Consider the following 25,501-nt stretch of genomic DNA (forward strand, 5'->3'; position numbering starts at 1 on the left):
CTCTAACCCCCTATATATTTAAATTGACCAATTAAGTGATTCTAAGAATGCATATACATCCTGATGAACCTTCTCGCGCTCTTTATCAAGCGTGATCACATGGCCTGATTCTTCATACCATTTCAAATGCTTTTGATCTGTCTCTACTTCGTTATAAATGATATTCGCACTGTCTGTATTAATCATATGATCATGACGTGCCTGAACAACAAAAGTAGGTGAATAAATCATGTCGACATTGTTTCTGACATCTGCAATCAGTTCTTGCAGGCTCCTCAGTGTACCCATTGGCGTTTTCTTGAACTCTTCCATTTCCTGTTCAATCTGCTCCTCTGACTTACCCTCGAATTTCTTATAGTTACGGGCATATTCTAGTACACCCTGGTACATGACTTCTTCACTTTTTATGTACATAGGTGCACACATAGGTACAATTCCCTTTACAGGTACAGTGTAACCTAATTTCAATGAAAAAACTCCTCCGAGGGATAGTCCGCAAACCGCAATTTCCTCATAGCCTTCATCTTTTAAGAATTGATAGCCCTCTTCTACATCTTTCCACCAGTCAGCCGGGCCAGATTGGACAAGCTCTTCTGGCGGCACACCGTGGCCTTTATATTGAGGTGCATGGCATGTATACCCTCTTTCGTTCAAATAACGGCCTAGCATTCGAACATCGGCTGTATTCCCAGTAAAACCGTGAAGAAGAAGCACCGCCTTTTCTCCACCTTTAAACGTAAATGGTTTCGGTGTAACAACTTTCATGATGTGACTTCCTTTCCTTCTGATATGGTTTATATTTTCCACTTGTATGTATGAAACAAACACAAAAGAGTGCTGATAATAAAAAAAGGTCTGAAAAAAGATCAGACCTTCTGTTACTCGCGCCTTACACGCCTAGATATGCCAATGCAAGTGTTAAGATGAAGAAAAGCACTGACAAAATAACCGTTAATCGGTGAAGTATCAAGTCAAGGCCTCTCGCTTTTTGCTTACCGAAAAGCTGCTCGGCTCCACCTGAAATAGCGCCTGACAGTCCAGCACTTTTACTTGATTGTAACAATACAACGATGATAAGTGCGATACTGACAATTACGAGTAATGTGATAACAAATGCGTGCATGAAAACACCTCCAGACAAACTGGTACACATAACTTTATTTTACATGAAAACAAGGTGCATGTCACGAAACATCAAAATAAAGATTCCCTCTATATTGTCGACTTTATTCGTTATTTTGATTCAATTTCATTCCAAAGAGTAGTATGCAGCATTTTTTATATGCAATTTTCGGTTAAAAACACGTTTTTAACGGGTTGCTTCTTCTTTCAATAGCTGTTTTAATTCTACTAACAAACGTTCAGCTCCTTCAGGACTCAGCATCACTTTCCCATTTCCATAGCTTTTGTTGTACTTCGTCACTTGTCCAGTTAACAGGCAGCTCTTATCTGCATCATATTTTTTTAGCATAATGGTTTGATCTTCAATGAAAATTTCTAACAGCTGCTCTTCTTTAATATTGAGTACCTTGCGCATTTCTGAAGGCAGAACAATTCTGCCTAGTGAATCAATATGTCTGACCATCCCAGTTCTTTTCAACGACATTGCCTCCTTGATAATTTCATTCATTGACTTTTGTCAATATCTTCATAGTAAAATAGATCTTCAAATTTTTTATCAAAGTAATGAATCATTTTGCCAATGACAAGCTGGCCTGGTTTCCGATGACCATTTAATACCCTGCTGAGTGTGGCAGGAGAAATGCCAATTTCATCAGCGAGCTGATTTAAAGACATATCGTTTTCGATCATATACTGCATGACAAAAGCCCGCCTGATCTGAATCTTTTCGACCATCATTACAACCTCCTATGGAATCAATATGTACAACGTGCAGGTGCTCACTTGAAACAGACCATTAACTTAAGTCAACACTTTTACCCCTCTGCTATTTCCTTTGGTCAATGATCATACTAAAATAAGTCATATACTGAAATGTGAGGTTCGATGTCATGAATCACTTTGGTGAACAATTACGCATTTTAAGAGAAAATAGAAAAATGTCTGTCAATCAACTCGCCATGTATTCAGGTGTAAGCGCTGCTGGAATTTCTCGTATTGAAAATGGAAAGCGCGGTGTGCCAAAACCTTTGACTATCAAAAAATTAGCACATGCCTTGAAGGTGCCTTATGAGGATTTAATGCTGCTTGCCGGTCATATTGAACAGGAGCAAGTTCATGAAATGAAACCAAAATATGAATCCATGTTGAAAATCTATCAAACGGCGCTTCAAAAGGATGTAGAACATCTTCCCATTTTTGATGGGGACAAATGGGAAAGGCTCTCCGCACAAGACATCAGCCAGCTGAATGAATACTTTCTCACGCTCATCAACCAAAAAAAGGCGAACAAATAGCGGGGCATAAACCTAATGTACATCCACTATTAACTAATGTCAATATTTTCATGGTATACTTGTTGCCAATAGTCAACAAATCAGGTAAAATAGACATATCTAATCTATAACCATGTGAGGTTTTGCCTTGATGAACTTTGGTGCATATTTAAGAGCATTACGTGAGGAAAAGAAGCTGTCAGTGAACCAATTAGCGATGTATTCAGAGGTCAGCGCTGCTGGTATTTCTCGTATTGAAAACGGGAAACGCGGTATTCCAAAGCCTCCTACGATTAAAAAACTAGCCGGTGCATTAAAGGTCCCTTATGAGGAAATGATGCAGGCTGCGGGCTATATTGAGGAAGCCTCTTCTGTCCATCAGTTGAAGGAAGAGGAAATAGCATTATCCAAAATAAAGGAAGCTGCAGCGCAATATGAACTTGGTGATCTCGAAATATTTGATGGAGATATTTGGTCAACTCTTTCGAAAAAAGAAATAGAGGATCTTAACCGCTATCTGTTATTTATGTTAAACAGCCGTTCGTCATCATAGAATGTTTTGAGCATTGACAAGCTTTTCGAGCTGATTTATGACAGATTTACGGTATAATGAGTTCAGATTGGAGTGAAGAAAGATGAATCAATCTGACATGTGCCCGCGGTTTGAAAAAGCAGTTGAGTTATTGAGTAAACGCTGGGTCGCACTGATTGTTTTTCAGCTTCTCTCAGGTCCGCAGCGCTTTAGTGAAATTGAGGCCGCTCTGACAAATTTAAGCGGAAGAGTATTATCTGAGAGATTAAAAGAGCTGGAAGCAGCAGGCATTGTAAAACGGGAGGTTTTTGCTGAAACACCCGTGCGCATTGAGTATTCTTTAACTGATATGGGGCGTTCCCTTGCACCCGTTTTTGAGGAAATTTCGAAGTGGTCCTCTGAATGGATCACGCTTGAATCATAAAATACCTGCATGTGAACCCGCCTGATCATCATAAAACAACCTCCCTTACAGATGTAAGGGAGGTTTTGTCTTTTTAACCGCTTAAGCAGATGTGATGTTTTTTGCAGCTAATGCTTTTCTTTCTTTTTTCTTGTTCGTTGGGCTTAAATAGCGTTCGAGCCAGCCCATGACTAGGTCAGCGATAATGGCCATGAGCGCAGTTGGAATAGCACCTGCTAAAATGATGGCTGTTCCGTTTGTGGCGTTTGATCCTCTGATGATGATATCACCTAGACCTCCCGCACCAACAAATGTCCCAATCGCTGTAATGCCGATGGCGATGACAAGGGCGGTTCTTAAACCAGCCATAATGACCGATAAAGCAAGCGGTAATTCAACCATTCTCAGCACTTGCCATTTCGTCATGCCCATCGCTTTACCCGATTCTAAATAAGCATGTTCAATGCTGACAATCCCTGTATACGTGTTGCGGATGATCGGCAGAAGCGAATACAAAAAGAGTGATAAGATGACTGTATTTGCGCCAAGTCCTAATACAAGCATCAGCACGGAAAGCATCGCTAACGCCGGTATGGTTTGTATAACATTGGTAATGGCGAAGATCCAATTGCTCAGCTTACGGTAATGCGCCACAAAGATGCCTACTGGAATTCCGACAATCGCCGCAAACAGCACCCCATACGCTGACATGAGAAAATGCCGATAAAATTCTTCTAACACATATGAACCGTTCTGCTGATAATACGTCCATAATTGCTGCAGTGTGTCCATCAGCCGTGACACCTCCCCATCTTACTCAAAGTAATTGTGCTTTTTTAGGAAATTTTTCGCAACGGTGGCTGGTTCTTGAAGCTCCCCGTCGACTTGATAGTTAAGCTCTTGCATTTGCTCTGTATCGATTTTTCCGATCAGCCTGTTGATCACCTTATCAAGCCCTGGGTTCTCTTTTAGGACTTTTTCCGGGACAACTGGCGATGCATCATATGGCGGGAAAAACCGCTTATCATCTTTTAAAATTTTGAGGTCATAGGCTTTAATTCGTCCATCTGTTGAATAGGCAAGCACAATATCCATTTTTTCATTTTTTAATGCATCATAGACTAAACCAATCTGCATTGGATACGTGCTTCCAAATTCAATTCCGTATGTTTTCACGAATCCTTCGTAACCGTCGCCTTTCTTTTTGAGCCAAATATTATCGACACCGAACCGGTAATTTTTCGCATTCTTTTTCAAGTCAGAGACGGTTTCTAACTTGTTTTCCTTCGCCATCTTTTGCGTCACGGCAAAGGCATACGTATTATCAAAGCCATAGGAATCAAACCATTTGTAATCATAGCGTTTCTTAAATTCTTTTTGGACGATCTCCATCGCACGCTCCGGGTCTTTTTCCGCATCCATTCCAAGCGTACTTGTCAAATCTGTCCCTGTATACCTTGTGGCAGAAATGTCGATATCTCCGTTTTCCATTGCTTTCTGCTGTACGGTATTAGAGCCTAGGTTTTTCACAATGGTTGTCTTTTTATCTGTGTAATGTTCGATGATATCGCTAACCATGTAGGCCATAATTTCTGATTCGGTAAAGTTTTGTGCTCCAATTCGCAGCGTATTGCCTGAGGAGCCGGCTAGTCCAGGAAGTGAACAGCCGCTTATCAATAGCAAGCATCCGGCAAGCAGTGCACTGATCCATCTTGTTTTTCGATTCTTCACATAAGCCAACTCCTTATGAAACTTCCTTCAATCCTTTTAAGCCTTCTGGTGTTACTTTTTTCTCCAGCTTCATCAATGTAAAGTCAATGATGACCGCTAAAATAGTGACTGGGATGGCACCCGCAATAATGTATTCCGGCTGATATAACTGAAGTCCAATTAAAATGTAGTCACCAAGACCTCCCCCACCGATAAAAGCAGCAAGTGTTGTCCAGCCGATTAAATAAATCGTTGACGTTCGGACGCCTGCCATAATGATCGGTACAGCAAGCGGGAGCTCAACAAGACGAATTTGCTCCCATGTGGTCATACCGATCCCTTTACCGGATTCAAGCAAGTTTTTGTTTACACCTTGGACGCCGGCATACGTATTTCTCAAAATAGGCAATACCGAATAGAAAAAGAGCGCAACGATTGCAGGTATTTTCCCCACCCCCAAAATAGGAATAAAAAATGCAAGAATCGCTAAACTAGGGAGTGTTTGAAAGATATTCACGACACCGATGACAAAACCTGCGCCTCGTTTCATTCGTGTGAGAACGACGCCTAAAGGAACGGCAACGATAATTCCTAGCACGACGGCAATTAAGGAAATATATAAATGCTCCCACATTTTTGTGAGGAGTTCCCCACCATTTTTCTCTAGAAAATCGATGATTTGATCCATGTGTCCACCTCCCTTAGTTCATTTCAATGGCAGACGCCGGCGTATCGTCTCCCCAAATAGAGTCGTACACAACATCTACAAGACTTGCCCGTGTTACAATGCCTTTTAAATGCCCTTTGGCATCCACAACCGGTACATATTTAATACCGCGTATTAAGATTTTCCGAACGGTGTCTCTTAGAAGTGCGCCTTCTTGTACAGTATAGAACTCTGTATTTAAGATCTCACCAACGAAAGCCGCTTTTCTGCGGTTCGCATCGATTGTTTCAATATCGATATAGCCTTTTAGCACATGATGTTCATCTACTACAAGCAAAGAATCGACACGCTTTTCTCTCATGATGTAGATAGCATCAGTCAACGTTTGTTCGACTGTAATGGTGACTGGTGACGTGTTCATCATTTGTTCTACACGTTCCATATTCGGATTTGATTGAAGCAGGCGCTCTTTTCCGATGAATTCTTCTACGAACTCGTTGGCTGGGTTACGCAAAATATCTTCAGGTGTGCCTACTTGGACAATCTCCCCATCTTTTAAAATCACAATTCGGTCAGCGAGTTTAATGGCTTCATCCATGTCATGTGTGACGAATACGATGGTTTTATTTAACGTTTTTTGCAGTTTCTTAAATTCTTCCTGCAATGTATCTCGTGTAATTGGATCAAGTGCACCAAATGGTTCATCCATGAGGATCAGAGGGGGTTCTGCTGCCAGTGCGCGAAGAACTCCGATGCGCTGCTGCTGTCCTCCACTGAGTTCATGAGGATAGCGCTCTAAAAATTCCGGGCCCATGTCGACGAGCTTCAGCAGTTCGCGAGCTCGTTCCTTCCGTTTTTCTTCCGGCCATTTTAAGAGCTTCGGCACAAGTGAGATGTTTTGCGCGATGGTCATATGGGGGAACAGTCCAATTTGCTGAATCACATAACCGATTTCTCTTCTTAATTGAACTGGATCTTTTTTCATAATATTTTCTCCCTCGATGAAAATGTTTCCTGAGGAAGGTTCAATGAGTCGGTTGATCATCTTCATGGTTGTTGTCTTACCACAGCCACTCGGTCCAATAAAACAAATAAATTCTCCTTTTGCTATTTCTAAATCAATATTTTTGACAGCTTTTTTTCCGCCTTTATACGTCTTAGATACATTCTCTAGTTTCAGCAAATGAGACACCTCCAATTAGTTGGATCTTTATATTCAGAAAATTTACACCTTATTCATTATAGTGCAAACTTTATAAAATAAAAAGTTTATGATGTGTTTGTATTGCATAAGATTTATATAAAATTTTCAGTTAACGCTGTAATATCTAGAGATCTCTCCTTTTTCCTTCAAATTACTAGCAATTACTCAATATTTATTGTTTTCATCAACAAACAGGTATATGATATATTGTGTTACAAATTGTCAGTCGTGAAGGGATGAAGCGGGGAGTGGACAAGCAAGCGTTAGGCGCCATTCAAAAAGCACAGGATCATTATATTGAAAAAGCTGCGGAGAACATGAATGCCTTTGGTCTTTCTTCTACAGTGGGTAGAGTGCTTGGTATCATTCACATGAACCGTAAACCAATGACGCTGGAAGAGCTATCAGAGGCGACCGGCATGAGCAAAACGAGGATGAGTCAAGTCGTTCGAGAAATGCTCGATTTGAATATTGCGGAAAAGGTTTATGAAAAAGGAATACGTAAAGATCTTTATGAAGTTGAGCAAGATCAATACCAAACGTTTATTTCATTGTTTGCAGCCAATTGGTCCCGAGTTGTCAGCAAAAACCGTAAAGCACATAAGAAAACGTGCAAGGAATTGCAAGAGCTGCTTGAACAGGACGACTTACCTGAAGAAACAGAGGATAAAATCAATCTGCTTCTTTCAGAAATCAAGGAAAGTCTTGATTACTATGATTGGATTAGCCGCTTAATTGAATTCTTTGAAAGTGAAGAAGTATTTAAGCATGTGCCGAAACCTTAAAAAAAGCTGTTTTATTTTACATCATTGTAGAAAAAAAACAGCTTTTTTATATACACTTATGACATAAACATCGGAAACATCCCTTTTAAGCCTGCGCCGATCATCTCAACTGCCACTACAGCAAGAATTAATCCCATCAAACGCGTCACAACATTCATCTCTGTTTTCCCCATTTTCCGCATAATGAAACTGGAATAATGAAAGGCATAATACGTCATGGCAAGAACAATGATAATGCCGATTAGAATCGAAAACATGTGGAGCATCCCTTGACTTCCCGGGGTTAAACTCATTACTGTAGCGATTGTACCGGGCCCAGCGATGATCGGGATTGCCAGCGGCGTAACGGAGATATCTGCCTTCTCTTTGCTTTCTGCCTTTTCCTCCGAATGAGGATTTTGGACGTGTGATTCTTTTGCATTCAGCAAATTGTAAGCGATACCAAAAATAAAAATACCTCCGGCGATGCGGAGTGCATGAATATCGATCCCAAACAATTTGAATATGAGCCTGCCTGCCAATAGAAAGGCAATCAAAATAATGAAAGAGACCACGATGGCTTTTTTGGCTGTCTGAGCGCGTTCTTTCTCTGTATAGCCTTCTGTTAAGGTGATGAAAAGAGGCACGTTTCCAATGGGGTTTGATACAGCAAATAATGAGACTACAACATGAATCATAAAGGCAATCAACAGACACCCTCCTTTTTTCATAGTGTCTGCCAATCTGATGTGAATATTCCCTTTGATGTTAAAACCTGTTTATCTTTAACCGATGGTAATAGAGGTTTAAAGAAAGGGGTTCACACTTGAAAAAACCATTACGATCATTCTTCTGTCTGTTGCGGTGTTAGGCGCAGCTGGCTGGATTGTTTGGCAGCAGACTAACAAAGCAGCAAAAGAAAAACATCAGCAAGAAAGCAGAACGAACGATCAGCAGCTTTCCCAGTTAAAATCAGATCAAACGGATATGAAACATGAAAACGATGAACAAAAAAAGCAAATAGCCACCGTCACAAAAAATCTCAAAAAAGAAAAGAAAGCCTATGAAAAAGAGGTCAAACAGCGTAAAGCGCTTGAGGTGAAAGTCGACCAGCTTCAAAAAGAGCTGGCAGCAGCAAAAACTGCTGCTCAAGCGAATAAGCAGACCGCACAGGCTACAAGAAAACCAACTGACAAAAAAGACCCGAATGTCACTCATCACCCTCCCTCTCAGGTGGGTACAGGACCAATATGATTGGGGCGTGAAACAAGGGTATATGAAAGAATAGAAAGGATGAAAAAATGTGATACAAATTCGGCCATTGTCTCGTGATCAATCTCTCCCTATGGATCTTTTACTATTAGCTGACCCTTCAAAGGAAAAGGTTCTCGCTTATGTGCAATCCGGCTCTTGTTATGCCGCCTTTCATGAAGAGGATGTGATTGGTGTTTATGTTCTATCATCGCTATCTCAGCATACAGTCGAAATCATGAATGTTGCTGTGAAGGAGTCATGGCAAGGAAGGGGAATTGGGAAGCAGCTGATCCGCCATGCGATCGCTGAAGCGAAAGCCGCTGGTTTCCATACGATTGAAATCGGCACAGGCAACTCGAGTATTCAGCAGCTCGCACTTTATCAAAAATGCGGCTTCCGCCTGACTTCGATCGATCGCAATTTCTTCCTTAAGCATTATGATGAACCGATTTATGAAAACGGGATTCAATGTATGGATATGGTACGGCTGTCTCTCACTTTTCAAGCAGACTGACTATTTGCTCAGCCTGCTTTTTTTATGCTCTTCGCTTTTTCACAGCTTGAATCACATATTGAATGAAAAAGTAGAGCACAGCGCCAGCTAAAAAGCAGACAACGCATCCAAAAAGCGTCGCCTCTGAGCTGAATTGATACTCTTCAATTTTCATGATATAAAATGGCATGCCAAACAGTGTCGGACTTGATTCAACATGATTGACTTCTAGCAGCATTAAAAAGACAGGGGTCATAAACACAGCAAATATATACAGCATCGCAAGTGTTAAGCCGCTAGAAAACGAATGAAATACTTTGATCATCTTTTTCTCTCCTTCATCTCTTTTAAACTGGCTGTGATATTTTTCCCGTCTGGGCAAGCTGGATGCAGCATCACAGTGTTCAGTAAAGAAAAAAACAGCAGCTGATGACTCACCGGATGCTTCCACATCAAAAAAAGCACACTCGAGCAGAGCACCGGAAACAGCGGACCCGCAAGTGCCACCATCAGATTAAAGCTCGGCCGGTCAAATGTCTCATGGACGATCGCCACATGCTTCCAATCAATCGTTACCACAAAATCAAAGAGCTGCCTTTTTTCGAGTTTGTTACACACCATGATCATCAGCATATGACCGAGTTCGTGAATTAGTACAACCGCTAGTAAACTAATGACAAGCCCCATCATCGCAATACAGGCCTTTTTAACATCGCAGCATATATACAACTGAAAAAGGCAAGTGAACCAAGCAGATAAGCGGTGGCGAGAAGAGACACATCAGATGAAAGCCATTCTAATAAAAGCATATCGATAAAGCTGAATACAGCAATCATCAACACGATCACAAACAGCTTATTAAAATCACTGATTTTCACGACAAACCCTGTACAGGCCGCCATGGCGGTAATCAATAAAATGGACAAACTCGCCAATCCATGACCTTCACTTTCAATACCGATCACCAAATAGGCAAGCCCAATATACACAAAATATGTCAGCAGATTAATGGTGTAATAAAATAACATTCTCGACATTAAATAAGCGCCCTTTGATGTATTTAACATAAAGATGGCCCTTTGATTGATATGATATTCCCTGCCAATCATCAGCGGAAGCATGATCAATATTTCCTTTAACGCAAACTGCACAATAAAGGCATACAGCCAGCCAGTTTCTGCCGGTGTAAAAACAAATGGCAGCCCCACCGTCAAACAAATGAGAAAGAGAAACAAAATGCCTTGCTCTTTAAAAACAGCTGATCGGCTGAAATAGACCAATTCCTGCCGCAGATGTGTCAGAAAGGAAGAGTGCGTTCTGATTTTCTGGTAGGAAAACGACTTCACCTCTGTTTTCAGCTGCAAAAACATCTGATGAACATAGCAAGCTGCTAAACCCTTCACCCATAGCCATCCAGCGCTTAGGATGATGACAAGTAACAACAGATAGACAGCCGGCCATACATGGATCATCTCCACCGCTTTTTGAAAAAGGAGAAATATTAGTACATGAAGCGCCCCAAAGCCGATCGTTTGAAGCAGCAAATGCTCTTTTGTTTTTGATACGAAATGGCTCACACCGATCCGCAGCAGCATCCAAGAAGCGAGCGTATACAGCGCCAATATGCAGCAAGTGATGCAAACAACGATGATCCAATACAGAGATGGGGTGACACCCGTGATCAAAAGACCTAATACAATCGGTAAAAAAAGCAGTCCAGCCATGAGGAAGCAAAAGAGCACTGGAAAGAAATACACGCAAAGGATAAATGGCACACTCTGAATCGCACTGTTTAAAAAGTAGAATTGATATTCTTGGCGCTTCAATTTATTGCGGGATAACACAATACCTGCCCCTAATAGTAAGAGCGACATTTTGACAAATTGGAGGTATAGCGCAGCTGGCTCGTTTTCACCTGCCTGCATGAAAAAGCGCAGGCTAATGACGACGTATATCGCATAGATCAGTAAGAGAAAAACGGCAGCTGCGAGAAGCTGTAAAGGATATTTTTTTCCAAGCTGTTTTCCTTTCGTTGTCAGCATGCCCCATTCTAGTTTATGAAGAACGTGTCGTGTCCAAATCATTGAGTAACCTCTCCACCTGCATATAGTAATCTCGATTCACTTCTTTATAAATCTCTTCAAGTGCCTGATGAGGAAATGTCTGAGTCGTTTCTTGGCGGGACATATTCAGCTTGACGTCACCATTTCTTAAGATCATGAGATGGTCATATAATGTATCACCAAAGCTCAAATGATGAGTTGATATAAGAATGCCAGCGCCTTGATCTCTCAGCTTCATGAGCACCTTTTTTAAGATGATCATCATATCTGGATCAAGTCCGTTTGTTGGCTCGTCGAACACATAATAATCACATGGTCTGAGGAGCTGCGAAATGATCTGTGTTTTCTTTTGATTGCCATGGGACAGCTGAGCGATTGGCTGATCCATATATGGACTCAGCTCAAACAAATCGGTGAATGTCTCTTCTCGTGTGACATCTTGCTCATTTGGCAGCTGAAGTAATTGAAAGTATTCCCTCGGTGTTAAATAATCGAACAACGCATGATCGTCAGGAATATAGGAAACATGTTTTTTCAAAAGGGAAATATGAGCTGAGGATTGAAGGTTCAGCTGTTCGCCATGTAAGGAAACGTACCCAGTAAATGGCGTCAGCCCAAACATGGCTTGGATCATCGTTGTCTTTCCTGCACCATTATGCCCTAAAAGAAGCATCGTCCGGCCTTTCTCCACGTTCATTTGAATATTGCGGAGAGAGAAGGTGCGGCTATACGTTTTTTCTTGTAATTGTAATGTCAGCATCATATCCCTCCGTTTGTTTCAGATGGAACAGATGACCTTTCATCTGTTCTCATCCCTGTTAGAACCCGCATTGGATTTTAACGTACATGCCTAATAATTTGAACTCTCCTAAAAATTTGGAGCCCTTTCCAAAGGTCTTACATGCCCAAATCAATGCTCCAAGTGAAATAATGCCCAATATAGCGGCAAGGACATAAATCCAAAATGCGTTTTTCTGTACATTCTTAGAAGTCAGAATTCGTTGCTTCCTTTCATCATATGCCGCCAATAGGTGAAGGACATACATATACACACCTACTGGAAAACGAAGGCTAAAAGGATTCAGCATCTCATCACCCCCTAATATATGTAAAATGATACCACCCCCTTACAGAAAGCATAAGTTCATTTCAGATCATATTTTTAGTCGATTTTTCATGATTTAGTGCTTATAAATGGAGGGGATTTTGACTTCTTCTCTAACTGAAGGAGGATTTTTTACAAAAATAGGATAAGACAAATGAATTAGCTATCGGATTTCGCTCAACAAAAAAAAACGCTGCGTCCCGCTCTCATGAAAGAGCGGGACGCAGCGAGTAGCTGGCATTATTTATTCAAGTTATAGAATGTTGCAATGCCGTGATATTGTGCTGTTTCAGCCAATTGATCTTCGATGCGAAGTAATTGGTTGTATTTCGCCACACGGTCCGTACGAGACGGAGCACCTGTTTTGATTTGTCCAGCGTTTGTTGCAACAGCGATGTCTGCAATTGTGCTGTCTTCTGTTTCACCAGAGCGGTGAGAGATGACTGCTGTGTATCCTGCACGTTTTGCCATTTCGATTGCATCAAATGTTTCAGTTAATGTACCGATTTGGTTTACTTTGATCAGGATAGAGTTACCGACACCATTTTTAATACCTTCAGAAAGCTTCTTCGTGTTTGTAACGAATAAGTCATCTCCTACTAGCTGAACCTTGCTGCCAAGGCGTTCAGTTAATAGTTTGTGACCTTCCCAGTCGTTTTCATCAAGGCCGTCTTCGATAGAGATGATAGGGTATTTCGATACCATATCTTCATACCAGTCAACCATTTCAGCAGATGTTTTCACAACACCTTCGCCTGATAAATGATATTTACCGTCTTCTTTGTTGTAGAACTCAGAAGATGCAGCATCCATTGCAAGTTTCACTTCTTCACCTGGTTTGAAACCAGCTTTTTCAATCGCTTCTACGATTGTTTGAAGTGCTTCTTCGTTAGAACCAAGGTTTGGAGCGAATCCGCCTTCGTCACCTACAGCTGTGTTTAAGCCTTTTGCACTTAATACAGATTTCAGGCTATGGAAGATTTGTGCGCCCATGCGAAGTGCTTCACGGAAGTTCGGTGCACCTACAGGCATAATCATGAATTCTTGAATGTCTACGTTGTTATCCGCATGCTCTCCGCCGTTGACGATGTTCATCATTGGCACTGGAAGCGTTTTGGAGTTGAATCCACCAAGGTATTGGTAAAGTGGAATTTGTAAGAAATCAGCAGCCGCACGTGCTACAGCGATAGATACGCCAAGGATTGCGTTTGCGCCTAATTTCCCTTTGTTTTCTGTTCCATCAAGTTCGATTAACATTTTGTCAATCGCTACTTGTTCTGTTACATCAAAGCCTAAAAGTTCTGGTGCAATGATTTCATTTACGTTGTTTACAGCTGTCAGAACACCTTTTCCAAGGTAACGGTCTTTGTCTCCGTCACGTAGTTCTACTGCTTCATATTCACCAGTAGAAGCACCACTTGGTACTAATGCACGGCCAAAGCCGCCAGATTCTGTGTAAACTTCTACTTCAACTGTTGGGTTACCGCGAGAGTCTAATACTTCGCGTGCATATACGTCAACAATGTATGGCATCGTTATTTCTCTCCTTTTGAATCAATTTGTTATTTCTGAATCAATGATGTTCCTGTCATCTCTTTTGGTTTTTCAAGACCAAGTAAGTCTAAAAGCGTTGGAGATAGATCGGCTAGAATGCCGCCTTCTCTAAGCGTTGCATCTTTTTTCGTTACGATGACTGGAACAGGGTTTGTCGTATGTGCAGTATGCGGCTTTCCTTCTTCGGTAATCAGCACGTCTGCGTTACCGTGGTCTGCCGTGATGATGGCATGTCCGCCTTTTGCTAGGATTGCGTCGACAACAGCTCCTAAGCACTCATCTACTGCTTCAATGGCTTTGATTGTTGGCTCGAGCATACCTGAATGACCAACCATATCCGGGTTAGCAAAGTTCAGGATGATCGCATCATGCTTGTCAGCATTGATGTCTGCAACAAGTGCATCCTTTACCTCATAAGCGCTCATTTCTGGCTTGAGGTCATAGGTTGCCACATCTGGCGAATTGATCAAGATGCGGTCTTCACCAGGAAATTCTTCTTCACGTCCACCGCTCATAAAGAACGTCACATGAGGATATTTCTCTGTTTCAGCAATCCGCAGCTGTTTCAATCCATTTTGCGCTAGCACTTCTCCTACTGTGTTATCCAAATTCACTGGTTTGAAGGCAACATAGCCATCAACCGTTTCACTGAAGTGTGTAAAGCAGACGAAGTGTAAATCCTTCGGATGTGCTTCCCCGCGATCAAATGAGCGGAAATCTTCATTTGTGAAGGTGTTCGAAATTTGGATCGCACGGTCTGGACGGAAGTTATAGAAAATCACAGAGTCTCCGTCGTTTACTTTTGCAACTGGCTCACCATTTTCTCTCGTGATGACAGATGGAATAACGAATTCATCGTAGATTCCATTTTCATAGGAGTCATCAACGACATCATAAATGTTTTGATAACTTGGGCCTTCACCATACGCCATCGCGCGATATGCTTTCTCCACACGATCCCAGCGTTTGTCACGGTCCATTGAGTAATAGCGTCCAGAAAGTGTTGCCACTTCTCCGACACCGATTTCTTTGATTTGTTCTTCAAGCTGTTTTAAGTACACTTTGGCTGTCTTTTGACCAACATCACGTCCGTCTAAGAAGCCATGAATGTATACCTTTGTTAAGCCTTCTTTTTTCGCCAGCTTCAGCAGGGCAAAGAGATGCTGGATGTGGCTGTGCACACCGCCGTCTGACAAGAGACCGAATAAATGAAGGGCCTTGTCGTTCTCTTTTGCATAAGTCATTGCCTCTAGGAACGTTTCGTTTTTCTCAAATTCCCCTTCACGAATGGCAACATTAACTCTTGTTAAGCTTTGATACACAATGCGTCCTGCACCGATGTTCAAATGCCCAACTTCAGAGTTCCCCATTTGACCTTGCGGGAGGCCTACTGCCTCACCTGAAGCCGTTAAGGTTTGATGCGGGAATTCATTCCAGTAGCGGTCGAAGTTCGGTTTCTTTGCTTGGGCAACAGCGTTACCGACTGTTTCGCCTCTTAAACCGAATCCATCTAAGATGATTAATGCAGCTGGTTTCTTACTCATATTGACCTTCCTCCAATAATTGAACGAAAGACTGAGGTTCTAAGCTTGCGCCGCCTACCAAAGCACCGTCAATATCGGATTCTGCCATATATTCTTTAATATTCGCCGGCTTCACGCTTCCGCCATATTGAATGCGAAGGCTGTCTGCCGCTTCTTGACCATATTCGCTTGCAACGGTTTGACGGATATGCGCGCAAACGTCGTTTGCATCTTTCGCTGTAGAAGATTTCCCTGTACCGATCGCCCAGATTGGCTCATATGCAATGACAGATTCAGCGACTTGTTGAGTCGTTAAACCAGCTAGTGCTTTCTTCACTTGATCAGCGACAAGTTCATTTGTTTTGCCAGCTTCACGCTCTTCAAGCGTTTCACCTACGCAGATAATTGGAACGATGCCATGCTTGAATGCAGCATGTGCTTTTTTGTTCACTGTTTCATCTGTTTCAGCGAAGAATTCACGGCGCTCTGAATGACCGATCACTGAGTAGCCGATGCCAAGATCTTTTAGCGCAGCAGGGCTGATTTCACCAGTGAATGCACCATTTTCTTCAAAGTGCATGTTTTGTGCACCAATTTTAAGGTCTGTTCCGTTAGAAAGGCTGTTTAGCTTTTCAAGGAAAAGTGCTGGCGCACAGACAATTGCTTCCACTTTGTCAGGAGATGGAATGGATGACTTGACTTCTTCAACGAAGCTAACTGCTTCGCCAAGTGTTTTGTTCATTTTCCAGTTCCCAGCTATAATTGGTTTTCTCATGATTGACACTTCCTTATAGCAGTTTTGGTCTTATTTATCGTTTAATGCAGTAACACCTGGAAGCTCTTTGCCTTCCATAAATTCAAGTGAAGCGCCGCCGCCTGTAGAAATATGGCTCATCTGATCAGCAAGACCAAATTTCTCAACAGCTGCTGCTGAATCTCCACCGCCAATGACAGAATATGTATCTTTTGCTTCTGCCAGTGCTTCTGCGATTGCTTTTGTTCCTTTAGCGAATGCGTCGATTTCAAATACACCCATTGGTCCGTTCCAAACAACAAGTTTGCTGTTTTTAATAACATCAGCGTACTTCTCTCTTGTCTCTGTTCCAATATCAAGTGCTTCTAGATCACTTGGAATTTCAGAGATTGGCACAATGCTTGTATTCGCATCATTTGAAAAGTCGTCGGCTACCAGAACATCTGTTGGAATCAGGAAGTTCACGCCTTTTTCTTTTGCACGGTCCATAAAGGATTTCGCTAAATCGACTTTGTCTTCTTCTAATAAAGATTTTCCTACTTCGTGGCCTAGTGCTTTCACAAATGTGTAAGCAAGTCCGCCGCCGATGATGAGGTTGTCCACTTTATCAAGAAGACTTTCAATCACACCGATTTTATCCTTTACTTTTGCGCCACCAATAATCGCTGTAAATGGGCGATCAGGGTTTGAAATGGCTTTTCCTAGAACCTCAAGCTCTTTTTGCATGAGGAAGCCCGAAACAGCCGGAAGATATGCTGCAATACCAGCAGTGGATGCATGTGCACGGTGTGCAGCACCGAACGCATCATTGACATACACATCGGCTAAATCAGCAAATGCTTTTGATAGTTCAGGATCGTTCTTTTCTTCACCAGGATAGAAACGAACGTTTTCAAGCACTAGCACATCTCCTTCTTTTAAGTCAGAGATTTGCTTTTTCACGTTGTCACCGTAAGCTTCATCCGCTTTTTTCACTTCTTGTCCAAGAAGCTCTTGCAGACGTTTTGCTACAGGTGTCAGACGCAATTCTTCAGTAACTTGACCCTTCGGACGACCCAAATGACTAGCTAGCAGTACCTTTGCGCCTTGTCCTGTTAAATACTCAATCGTTGGTAATGCTGCGCGAATACGAGTATCATCCGTCACTTCTCCGTCTTTCATTGGAACGTTAAAATCTACGCGGCAGAACACAACTTTACCTTTTACGTCAATGTCTTTTACTGATTTCTTATTCATGCTCGTCAGGAGATCCTCCTTTATTCTGGTTTCCTTACGCATTGGACAAGTCTCTCTTTATCCTTTTCCCATTTTGCCCTCATCAAAACGAGAAATCGTGCAGAACGGATAAAAACAGAGAAAAAGGGAAAGGGATGCTTCCCCTTCCCTTGTCCGTCTTCATTATATCGTGTCTCTAGGAAAGAACCAAGTGAGTTCCTTCAGTGTGACAAATTAAAGACCTTGTTTTGCAATGTAAGCTGCAAGGTCAACAACGCGGTGAGAATATCCACTCTCGTTATCGTACCAAGAAATGACTTTCACCATGCTGCCTTCCATCACCATTGTAGAAAGAGCATCGATTGTTGAAGAGTTTGCATTACCATTGTAGTCACCAGATACTAATGGCTCTTCGCTGTAGCCAAGGATTCCATTAAGTTCTCCTTCAGCTGCTTCTTTAAGTGCTGCATTTACATCTTCAGCTGTTACATCTTGGTTTAATTCAGCCACAAGGTCAACTAAAGAAACGTTAGGTGTTGGAACACGCATAGCGCCACCGTTTAATTTACCTTTAAGTTCAGGCAATACAAGTGAAACAGCTTTCGCAGCACCTGTAGAAGTTGGGATGATGTTTTCCGCAGCTGCACGAGCACGACGGTAGTCTTTGTGCGGAAGATCAAGAATTTGTTGGTCATTTGTGTATGAGTGAACAGTTGTCATCATACCGCGTTTGATACCAAATTTATCGTTAAGTACTTTTGCAAATGGAGCTAAGCAGTTTGTTGTACAAGATGCATTAGAGATGACATCGTGGCTAGCTGCATCGTATTTGTCTTCGTTTACACCCATAACGATTGTGATATCTTCTTCGTTAGCAGGAGCAGAGATGATGACTTTTTTAGCGCCAGCTTCTAAGTGTTTTGCAGCGTCTGCACGTTTTGTGAAGAATCCAGTAGATTCAACAACGATTTCTACGCCTTGTTTACCCCAGCTTAATTTCGCAGGGTCACGCTCAGCTGATACTTCGATTGTTTTACCGTTCACTACTAAGTTTGTACCGTCTACAGAAACCTCTGCATCTAGTTTTCCGTGAACAGAGTCATATTGTAAAAGGTGTGCAAGCATGTTAGCGTCTGTTAGATCGTTAACCGCTACTACCTCAACTTCAGGATTGTTTAATGCTGCACGAAATACGTTACGTCCAATACGTCCAAATCCGTTAATACCGACTTTTACTGCCATGATGTTTCCTCCTTTTATAGGTAACAATGTTTTATATTGAGGGATCAATTGACTCCCTTAATAACTCTTTTGCGGCTCCTTCGTCTGTGACGAGAACCGTTCGGCGGGGTTTTTTGAAATAAGCTTCAATGGCCCCTGCCTTTGATGATCCACCTGCAACAGCAATGATGTGTGGAATGCTTTCTAAATCATCTAGCTGCATGCCGACGGAGTGCACTTTGTGGACGACCTCACCATCACGATTAAAGTAATAGCCAAAGGCCTCTGTCACTGCGTCATGCTCATCAATCTTTTTTAAATCTTCAGCTGGTGTATTTCGTCTCATCGCCATTGTTTTTGCTTCACCGATCCCATGAATGAGCATCGTGGATGATTTAATCGTGTGAAGCACTTCTTTGACTGACGGCTCTTCAATAATAGAAGAGTAAGCACCTTCTGACAGCTGCCCTGGAACAAACAGCAGTTTGTAAGTACCGGAAGCTTTTTCAGCCATGTGGGCACAAATGGTGTTTGCCTGATTTTTTACATTCTCCCCAAGACCGCCTCTCGCAGGGACAAACATCATGTCTCTGTTTTTGGCATCAGGGGTCATCATTTCGGCAACGGCTTCCATCGTCGTTCCGCCAGTGACGGCGACGATATTATTTCCAGTAAACCTTTTTTTCATACATTGGACAGCAGCTCTTCCCATTTCTTGCTTCACCCACGGGGATTCGTCACTGTCACCAGAAACGATGATGACTTCTTCTAGGCCTAACTTCCTCTTTAATGTATTTTCCAAAAAGGTTAAACCTAAAACGTCCTTCATCATTCCTTCAAGCATTTCAAGCAAAGCGTGGCCTTCATTCGTCAGCATCATGCCGCTCGTTTTGACATCCAGCAGGTTTTGTTCTTTTAGAAACTGAACTTCAGCTCTTAAGATGCGCTCACTGAGACCTAGGCTCGTCGCAAGGCTTCTGCGGCCGATTGGTTCAGCTAACCTGATGTATTGCAAAATGTCGTAGCGTTTTTGCATAACGATGAGAAGATCTGGCAATAATTTTTTTTGAGCTTCCAATAAACGATTCATGGCTAACGACCCTTTCTTTTCACGTTGGACTAAAAACGTCCCACTGTGACAAAAAACGTCCCGCCACAGCCAAAAAAAATCAATCCCTGCTTTCTTTAATTATTTTAACAGGATAATCTTGCATTTTCAACTCTTACAAACACATTTAGACAAAAAATAGACACATTTTCACCGATAACCTGCTTGTCATCAAGGTTCTTGCTATGATATTTCTTTTCAAAATATTTATTTTCTTCTATATTCAATGAATTCACCATTGAAAATGTGCATGCGTGTGAGATCCGCATGCACATTTTGTTGATATAGTTGGTCTTTTATGTTTTTGGGATGGTTCCTTCCTCTTCGGCGAAACGCTTTGCCTCTTCCTTCGGTTTGATTTTGAAATAATAAATGATGTAGCAGACAGCCATGAACGGAACGCCGCAATAAAGGCCAATCCGCTGATCCTCAATAAAGAATAGGCTGATGAGAACGATGCCAAATGCGATGAAGCCTGCCAATGGCACAAATGGATAGAGCGGTGTACGGAAGACGAGATCCTTTACATCTCCACCCGCTTTTATGAATTGTTTTCTAAAGAAATACTGAGACAAACAAATGGACATCCACACCACAACTAGAACCATTCCGGAAATCGAAATGAGCCACACATACACCGTTTTTGGTGCCACAACACTTGTGAGCAGGGATAAAGCGGATACACCCATTGTCACCAATAATGCATTGATCGGGATTTTACGCTTGGACAGCTTTTTCGTAAAGCCAGGTCCTTTCCCGTCCTTTGAAAGCGACCAAAGCATACGTGATGATGCATATAATCCAGAGTTTGCTACAGATAAGACAGCTGTGATGATAATAAAATTCATGATATCTGCAGCATATGGGATGCCGACCTTGTCCAGCACGACCACAAACGGACTGTCAACAGTGCCTGCTGTCTGCCATGGAAGAAGCGCGGCAAGAACCGCAATTGATAAAACGAAAAAGACCATCGTTCTCCAAATAATATTCCGTATCGATCGAGGCAATGTTTTTTCAGGGCTTTCACTCTCACCTGCTGCAATCCCTACAAGTTCTGTTCCTTGAAAGGAGAAATTGACCGTGACCATGGTTAATAAAATAGCAAAAACACCATTAGGAAATAGTCCGCCATGATCCGTCAAATGACGAAATAAAGGGGCTGGTTCTCCGCCTTTCAAATGAATCATTCCGAAAATTGCGCCAATTCCGATGATAATAAACAATAGGATGGCTGCAACCTTAATGGCTGAAAACCAAAATTCTGTTTCAGCGAAGCTGCGAGCTGAGATGGCATTCACGGCAAATAATATCACGCTAAATGCTAGGCACCAGAGCCAAACCGGGATATCTGGGAACCACCTTTGGAGCAATATGCCTGCTGACGTAAACTCCAGTCCAATCGTACACGCCCAGCTAAACCAATACAGCCAGCCGATCATAAAGCCTGTGGATGGACCTATATATTTGGTTGCATACTCCTGAAAGGACCCGGCTGTCGGCATCGCCACTGCTAATTCTCCAAGACACAGCATGACCAAATACATTAACAGTCCGCCAATGATAAACGATAGAATGGCTCCGCCAGGTCCTGCCTGATGGATAATCAATCCTGATCCAAGGAAAAGGCCCGTACCGATGACGCCGCCTAAGGCAATCATAAAGAGATGTCTGCTTTTCATGGAACGCTCTAGTTCATTATGCTGTTCTTGCTTCAAATCCACTTCCCCACTTTCCTTCTTCTATTCATCATCCTTTGACAAAATTCGCTGTTCGTTGAAAAAGAAAGGGAGAAAGTGAAGGTTCCTCCCCCTTTGGCATTTAGGCTTGAAACAGTGCTTCAATATGACCAATTGCCCAGTCTAAATCTTCTTTTGAAATGGTCAGCGGCGGTGCAAAACGGATAACTGTCTCATGGGTTTCTTTACATAACAATCCTGCTTGCTTCAGCTTTTCACAATAAGGTCTAGCTGCCTCTGTCAGCTCCATTCCTATAAATAATCCGCGGCCGCGCACTTCCTTAATCACAGGGCTTTGAATGCGTGATAGTTTGTCTTTGAAGTATTCGCCAAGCTCCATGGAACGTGCTGCAAGCTTTTCGTCGATTAAAACATCCAGTGCAGCAAGCGACACCGCACACGCAAGAGGATTTCCTCCGAAGGTAGACCCATGAGAACCAGGGTTAAACACGCCTAATATATCGCGGTTTGCTACGACACACGAGATTGGAAAGACGCCGCCGCCTAAAGCTTTCCCGAGGATCAGCATATCTGGCTCAATGTCTTCCCAGTCACACGCAAACATCTTACCTGTTCGTGCTAACCCCACTTGAATTTCATCCGCAATGAACAGCACATGTTCTTTCTCACAAAGCGCCTTGGCATCTTTCAAGAAGCCTTCTGGCGGCATGACAATTCCCGCTTCTCCTTGAATCGGTTCTATGAGGAAAGCCGCTGTCTGTGGTGTGATAGCTTCACGTAACGCTTCAATATCTCCGTAAGGAATCAGTTTGATTCCGGGAAGCATTGGACCGAAGCCTCTTTGGTATTCTGCTTCAGAGGAAAGAGACACAGCCGTCATCGTTCTCCCATGGAAATTGCCAACACACGCAATGATTTCTGCACGATTCTCTTCGATTCCCTTAACATCATAGCCCCAGCGTCTTGCTGCTTTTACAGCGGTTTCTACAGCCTCAGCACCAGTATTCATTGGCAGTGCCATGTCTTTATTCGTCAGTTTGCAAATTTTTTCATACCAAGGACCAAGCTGATCATTATGAAAAGCTCTCGAGGTGAGTGTCACACGGTCTGCCTGTTTTTTGAGCGCTTCAATAATGCGGGGATGGCGATGTCCTTGGTTCACTGCGGAATACGCACTGAGCATATCCATATATCGATTGCCTTCAGGGTCTGTCACCCACACTCCCTCAGCCTCTGAAATCACAATTGGCAGCGGATGATAGTTTGCCGCTCCATATTGTTCTGTTTGTTGAATCAATTCATTTGTCTGTGTCATCATCTATTCCTCCTTCTGTAAGGTAGCTTCTTTCAATTGGGTTCATCTTCATCCATATGTTATGCAAGGATCGTGCCAACTTTCTGACCGCTTGATCATGAGGGTCTACCTCATTATTTACGCAAAATTTCTTTGCGCATGCCAAATTTTTTAGAGGAAACCGCAAAATTTTTCATGTAAAATAGAGGTAACGTCAGGAGGGGGCACAAGTGAAAAAAGATCTGCATGCCGCAAAGCTTGAAAATGAGATTGATTTATATAAACAAATGCTCGATTTAATTGATGTCGGGGTTCATGCAATTGACGAGAATGGCCATACGGTTGTTTATAATAAAAAAATGATGGAGATTGAGTCTTTAAAACGCTCTGATGTTCTCCATAAAAATGTACTCGACTTCTTCACCTTTCAAGATGAGATGCACAGTACACTTGTCCAAGCGCTTCGTACCGGGAAACAAACCGTTCATGCCAAGCAGACGTATCATAATTACAACGGAAAAGAAATCACAACGATTAACCATACATACCCGCTCATTCGAGACGGCCTCATTCAAGGGGCAGTTGAAATTTCAAATGATGTGACCAAGCTGGAACGGCTGATTCATCACAATATGAAGAAAAAAGGAAGCACTCGCTTTACCTTTGATTCCATTATTGGACAAAGCCCTGCATTTTTAGAGGTGATTGAACATGCGAAACGAGCGACACGCACCTCTTCCTATGTGCTCATTGTTGGCGAAACAGGGACTGGGAAAGAACTGTTTGCTCAAAGCATTCATAACGGCAGCAGCCGGTCATCTGGACCATTTATTACCCAAAATTGTGCGGCACTGCCTGATAATCTGATTGAAAGTCTGCTCTTTGGTACACAAAAAGGGGCTTTTACGGGGGCAACTGATCAGCCTGGTTTATTTGAACAGGCGCAAGGAGGAACATTGCTTTTAGATGAGATCAACTCATTAAATCCTCCTCTTCAAGCAAAACTGCTGCGCGTCTTACAGGAGAAACGCGTGAGAAGGCTAGGCAGCACAAAAGAAATCGCTGTTGATGTAAGAGTCATTGCCAATATGAATGAGGACCCTGTGGATGCGATCGCAGGTGGACGCATGCGCAAGGATTTATTTTATCGGCTCGGTATTGTCACCTTATTTATCCCGCCGCTTTCTGAGCGAAAAGAGGACATTCCTACGTTTGTGAATCATTTTATTCAAAAATATAATGAGCTGTTTCAAATGAAGGTGAAGACGGCTGACGAAGAGGTACTTGCCCTTTTCCAAGCGTATCATTGGCCAGGCAATGTAAGAGAACTGGAGCATGTGATTGAGGCGGGGATGAATATGATGATGGATGAAGACGACTTAAGCATGCATCACCTACCCTATCATTTTAGATTTAAGCACGGGGAAGGCCGTCCTAAGGCGCAATTGCAAACAAATTCTCTGCAGCAAACCGCAGCTGCTGACACCTTTGTCTATACAAGCCCAGAACAGACGACTGATTTCCAAACCCAAATGGAGCGATTCGAAAAACAATACATCGTCCATTACTTAGAAAAAATGGACGATAATATTTCACAGACTGCAAAGTTATTGGGCATGAGCAGGCAAAGTCTGCAATATCGAATGAAAAAGCTACATATTTCTCGTCAATAATAGAGCTGTGCCATCATTCGGCACAGCTTATTGTGTATCTGACTGTTCTGCTGGTTCTTGCAGCACATCACCCAGCAGATTTTCTACATTTTTCAAATGCGTAAGCATCGCTTTCTCAGCTTCTTCTGGCTGCCTTGCCATGACGGCTTTGTAAATTTGTTCATGTTCTTCGTGAAGCTGCCGAATGGAGGCTTTCGTTGAGAATAATACGACTTTTCTCGTTTCCCGCATCGTTTCTACTAACAAGGTTGAGACTTGATTCATTAACACCTTTAATACATCATTCTTCGAGGCTTTGGCTAAGGCGAGATGGAAGGTGAGATCTGCCTCTTCACCAATTTCTTCATGTGCTTCTGCCAGCTTCATTTGTTCGAGTGCATCACGCAGCTGATGAATGTCATCGTCCGTCCGAAGCAGCGCCGCCTTTTTAACAGCACCTGTTTCAATGATGGTTCTCACTTCAAGGAGCTGCCTGACATCATGCTGCTTCATTAAAAATGCAGGAGATAAAGAAAATGCGAGCTGTTCAGGATCGAACTGCTTCACATATGTGCCTTCCCCTTGCTTCATCTCTATTAATCCGATCGCTTTGAGAGCAGACAGCGCCTCTCTTACAGCGGAACGGCTGACTTGAAAGCTTTCTGAGAGCGCTTGAACCGAATCTAATTTTTCCCCCGGAAGAAGCTCACCTGTACGAATGAATTCGATTAATGCATCCGCAATTTCTTCATATATTTTTTTGGTTTTGATTTGTTTATATTTCAATTGGTCTCACCTCATCACTGTTGTCTATCCTTATCGGCTCATGCCCTATCTTATACTTTACCCCAAAATTTCCGTTCAGACGTCTCCCCGATTTAATTTCCAA

At 42.5% G+C, this 25,501-nt stretch carries 30 protein-coding genes; 7 read left to right on the plus strand and 23 right to left on the minus strand.

Translation table 11 applies throughout. The annotated features are described in order from the left end of the window. Positions 1 to 18: 18 nt before the first annotated feature. The 4 genes from GKC25_RS15065 to GKC25_RS15080 all read right to left on the minus strand — a co-directional run bounded on the left by GKC25_RS15065 (position 19) and on the right by GKC25_RS15080 (position 1,860). On the minus strand, positions 19 to 765 hold the full coding sequence (locus GKC25_RS15065; protein ID WP_034660008.1) for an alpha/beta hydrolase: 747 nt from the start codon (positions 763 to 765) through the stop codon (positions 19 to 21). Between the two features lie 124 nt (positions 766 to 889). Then, entirely contained in the window at positions 890 to 1,123 is a 234-nt protein-coding gene (gene secG / locus GKC25_RS15070) for a preprotein translocase subunit SecG (protein WP_003212746.1), read from the minus strand. Positions 1,124 to 1,309: 186 nt separating this feature from the next. Then, on the minus strand, positions 1,310 to 1,600 hold the full coding sequence (locus tag GKC25_RS15075) for an AbrB/MazE/SpoVT family DNA-binding domain-containing protein (protein ID WP_003213714.1): 291 nt from the start codon (positions 1,598 to 1,600) through the stop codon (positions 1,310 to 1,312). A gap of 26 nt (positions 1,601 to 1,626) precedes the next feature. Further along, positions 1,627 to 1,860, minus strand: a complete 234-nt coding sequence (locus tag GKC25_RS15080; protein ID WP_024426059.1) for a helix-turn-helix domain-containing protein — start codon at positions 1,858 to 1,860, stop codon at positions 1,627 to 1,629. 152 nt (positions 1,861 to 2,012) lie between these two features. Between GKC25_RS15080 and GKC25_RS15085 the strand changes: the two genes are divergently transcribed. The 3 genes from GKC25_RS15085 (at position 2,013) to GKC25_RS15095 (ending at position 3,352) form a co-directional block, all read left to right on the plus strand. Continuing rightward, positions 2,013 to 2,417 (plus strand): helix-turn-helix domain-containing protein, encoded by a 405-nt coding sequence (locus tag GKC25_RS15085; RefSeq protein ID WP_034660010.1) that lies wholly within the window; start codon positions 2,013 to 2,015, stop codon positions 2,415 to 2,417. Positions 2,418 to 2,547: 130 nt separating this feature from the next. Then, complete coding sequence (locus GKC25_RS15090; protein ID WP_106036510.1) at positions 2,548 to 2,949, plus strand: helix-turn-helix domain-containing protein; 402 nt, start codon at positions 2,548 to 2,550, stop codon at positions 2,947 to 2,949. Positions 2,950 to 3,031: 82 nt separating this feature from the next. Then, on the plus strand, positions 3,032 to 3,352 hold the full coding sequence (locus GKC25_RS15095; protein WP_034660013.1) for a winged helix-turn-helix transcriptional regulator: 321 nt from the start codon (positions 3,032 to 3,034) through the stop codon (positions 3,350 to 3,352). Between the two features lie 81 nt (positions 3,353 to 3,433). Here the strand turns inward: GKC25_RS15095 and GKC25_RS15100 are convergent, their stop codons facing one another. Genes GKC25_RS15100 through GKC25_RS15115 form a run of 4 tightly spaced genes read right to left on the minus strand, consistent with a single transcriptional unit; the run spans position 3,434 to position 6,891 of the window. Further along, a complete protein-coding gene (locus GKC25_RS15100; RefSeq protein WP_034660014.1) occupies positions 3,434 to 4,123 on the minus strand; it encodes an ABC transporter permease in 690 nt (229 codons plus the stop codon). A gap of 21 nt (positions 4,124 to 4,144) precedes the next feature. Next, entirely contained in the window at positions 4,145 to 5,062 is a 918-nt protein-coding gene (locus GKC25_RS15105) for an osmoprotectant ABC transporter substrate-binding protein (RefSeq protein ID WP_034660015.1), read from the minus strand. A 13-nt stretch (positions 5,063 to 5,075) separates the two neighbouring features. Next, positions 5,076 to 5,729, minus strand: coding sequence for an ABC transporter permease (locus tag GKC25_RS15110; RefSeq protein ID WP_003213477.1), 654 nt, complete (start codon positions 5,727 to 5,729; stop codon positions 5,076 to 5,078). A gap of 13 nt (positions 5,730 to 5,742) precedes the next feature. After that, on the minus strand, positions 5,743 to 6,891 hold the full coding sequence (locus GKC25_RS15115) for a betaine/proline/choline family ABC transporter ATP-binding protein (RefSeq protein ID WP_034660016.1): 1,149 nt from the start codon (positions 6,889 to 6,891) through the stop codon (positions 5,743 to 5,745). 269 nt (positions 6,892 to 7,160) lie between these two features. On the opposite strand from GKC25_RS15115, the gene GKC25_RS15120 reads away from it, so the two are divergent. Continuing rightward, a complete protein-coding gene (locus tag GKC25_RS15120) occupies positions 7,161 to 7,697 on the plus strand; it encodes a GbsR/MarR family transcriptional regulator (protein ID WP_034660700.1) in 537 nt (178 codons plus the stop codon). A gap of 56 nt (positions 7,698 to 7,753) precedes the next feature. On the opposite strand, the gene GKC25_RS15125 is transcribed toward GKC25_RS15120, so the two are convergent. Then, positions 7,754 to 8,386, minus strand: a complete 633-nt coding sequence (locus tag GKC25_RS15125; RefSeq protein ID WP_106036509.1) for a MarC family protein — start codon at positions 8,384 to 8,386, stop codon at positions 7,754 to 7,756. A 154-nt stretch (positions 8,387 to 8,540) separates the two neighbouring features. On the opposite strand from GKC25_RS15125, the gene GKC25_RS15130 reads away from it, so the two are divergent. Beyond that, complete coding sequence (locus tag GKC25_RS15130) at positions 8,541 to 8,930, plus strand: hypothetical protein (RefSeq protein WP_223249907.1); 390 nt, start codon at positions 8,541 to 8,543, stop codon at positions 8,928 to 8,930. 49 nt (positions 8,931 to 8,979) lie between these two features. After that, positions 8,980 to 9,444: a GNAT family N-acetyltransferase gene (locus GKC25_RS15135; RefSeq protein WP_080869547.1), complete on the plus strand. Its 465-nt coding sequence runs from the start codon at positions 8,980 to 8,982 to the stop codon at positions 9,442 to 9,444. Between the two features lie 22 nt (positions 9,445 to 9,466). On the opposite strand, the gene GKC25_RS15140 is transcribed toward GKC25_RS15135, so the two are convergent. The 13 genes from GKC25_RS15140 to GKC25_RS15200 all read right to left on the minus strand — a co-directional run bounded on the left by GKC25_RS15140 (position 9,467) and on the right by GKC25_RS15200 (position 22,981). Next, positions 9,467 to 9,748, minus strand: a complete 282-nt coding sequence (locus GKC25_RS15140; protein ID WP_034660018.1) for a hypothetical protein — start codon at positions 9,746 to 9,748, stop codon at positions 9,467 to 9,469. Then, positions 9,745 to 10,113 (minus strand): hypothetical protein, encoded by a 369-nt coding sequence (locus GKC25_RS15145; RefSeq protein WP_106038187.1) that lies wholly within the window; start codon positions 10,111 to 10,113, stop codon positions 9,745 to 9,747. Before GKC25_RS15145 ends, GKC25_RS15140 begins: the two co-directional genes overlap by 4 nt. Beyond that, a complete protein-coding gene (locus GKC25_RS15150; RefSeq protein WP_106038186.1) occupies positions 10,110 to 11,507 on the minus strand; it encodes a hypothetical protein in 1,398 nt (465 codons plus the stop codon). Before GKC25_RS15150 ends, GKC25_RS15145 begins: the two co-directional genes overlap by 4 nt. Continuing rightward, positions 11,479 to 12,246: an ATP-binding cassette domain-containing protein gene (locus GKC25_RS15155; RefSeq protein ID WP_034660021.1), complete on the minus strand. Its 768-nt coding sequence runs from the start codon at positions 12,244 to 12,246 to the stop codon at positions 11,479 to 11,481. The genes GKC25_RS15150 and GKC25_RS15155 overlap by 29 nt, the downstream gene beginning before the upstream one ends. 58 nt (positions 12,247 to 12,304) lie before the next feature. Beyond that, positions 12,305 to 12,574, minus strand: coding sequence for a hypothetical protein (locus GKC25_RS15160; RefSeq protein WP_034660022.1), 270 nt, complete (start codon positions 12,572 to 12,574; stop codon positions 12,305 to 12,307). Positions 12,575 to 12,831: 257 nt separating this feature from the next. Beyond that, positions 12,832 to 14,124: a phosphopyruvate hydratase gene (gene eno / locus GKC25_RS15165; protein ID WP_003212752.1), complete on the minus strand. Its 1,293-nt coding sequence runs from the start codon at positions 14,122 to 14,124 to the stop codon at positions 12,832 to 12,834. Between the two features lie 29 nt (positions 14,125 to 14,153). Next, positions 14,154 to 15,689: a 2,3-bisphosphoglycerate-independent phosphoglycerate mutase gene (gene gpmI, locus GKC25_RS15170; protein ID WP_095285774.1), complete on the minus strand. Its 1,536-nt coding sequence runs from the start codon at positions 15,687 to 15,689 to the stop codon at positions 14,154 to 14,156. Continuing rightward, positions 15,682 to 16,443: a triose-phosphate isomerase gene (gene tpiA, locus GKC25_RS15175; protein WP_034660024.1), complete on the minus strand. Its 762-nt coding sequence runs from the start codon at positions 16,441 to 16,443 to the stop codon at positions 15,682 to 15,684. Before tpiA ends, gpmI begins: the two co-directional genes overlap by 8 nt. A 30-nt stretch (positions 16,444 to 16,473) precedes the next feature. Beyond that, the gene (locus GKC25_RS15180) at positions 16,474 to 17,658 is read right to left on the minus strand and encodes a phosphoglycerate kinase (protein WP_034660025.1); all 1,185 of its coding nucleotides are present in this window, start codon (positions 17,656 to 17,658) and stop codon (positions 16,474 to 16,476) included. 213 nt (positions 17,659 to 17,871) lie between these two features. After that, on the minus strand, positions 17,872 to 18,879 hold the full coding sequence (gene gap / locus GKC25_RS15185; protein ID WP_012011304.1) for a type I glyceraldehyde-3-phosphate dehydrogenase: 1,008 nt from the start codon (positions 18,877 to 18,879) through the stop codon (positions 17,872 to 17,874). 31 nt (positions 18,880 to 18,910) lie between these two features. Continuing rightward, on the minus strand, positions 18,911 to 19,948 hold the full coding sequence (locus tag GKC25_RS15190) for a sugar-binding transcriptional regulator (RefSeq protein ID WP_034660026.1): 1,038 nt from the start codon (positions 19,946 to 19,948) through the stop codon (positions 18,911 to 18,913). Between the two features lie 314 nt (positions 19,949 to 20,262). Beyond that, positions 20,263 to 21,648, minus strand: coding sequence for an amino acid permease (locus tag GKC25_RS15195; protein WP_060597718.1), 1,386 nt, complete (start codon positions 21,646 to 21,648; stop codon positions 20,263 to 20,265). A 139-nt stretch (positions 21,649 to 21,787) separates the two neighbouring features. Then, entirely contained in the window at positions 21,788 to 22,981 is a 1,194-nt protein-coding gene (locus GKC25_RS15200; RefSeq protein ID WP_066030356.1) for an ornithine--oxo-acid transaminase, read from the minus strand. 209 nt (positions 22,982 to 23,190) lie between these two features. On the opposite strand from GKC25_RS15200, the gene GKC25_RS15205 reads away from it, so the two are divergent. Further along, positions 23,191 to 24,633 (plus strand): sigma-54 interaction domain-containing protein, encoded by a 1,443-nt coding sequence (locus GKC25_RS15205; protein ID WP_106038184.1) that lies wholly within the window; start codon positions 23,191 to 23,193, stop codon positions 24,631 to 24,633. Positions 24,634 to 24,660: 27 nt separating this feature from the next. Here the strand turns inward: GKC25_RS15205 and GKC25_RS15210 are convergent, their stop codons facing one another. Further along, a complete protein-coding gene (locus GKC25_RS15210) occupies positions 24,661 to 25,398 on the minus strand; it encodes a FadR/GntR family transcriptional regulator (RefSeq protein ID WP_106038183.1) in 738 nt (245 codons plus the stop codon). Between the last annotated feature and the right edge of the window lie 103 nt (positions 25,399 to 25,501).

The sequence above is a fragment of the Bacillus pumilus genome (assembly GCF_038738535.1).
GTDB lineage: Bacteria > Bacillota > Bacilli > Bacillales > Bacillaceae > Bacillus.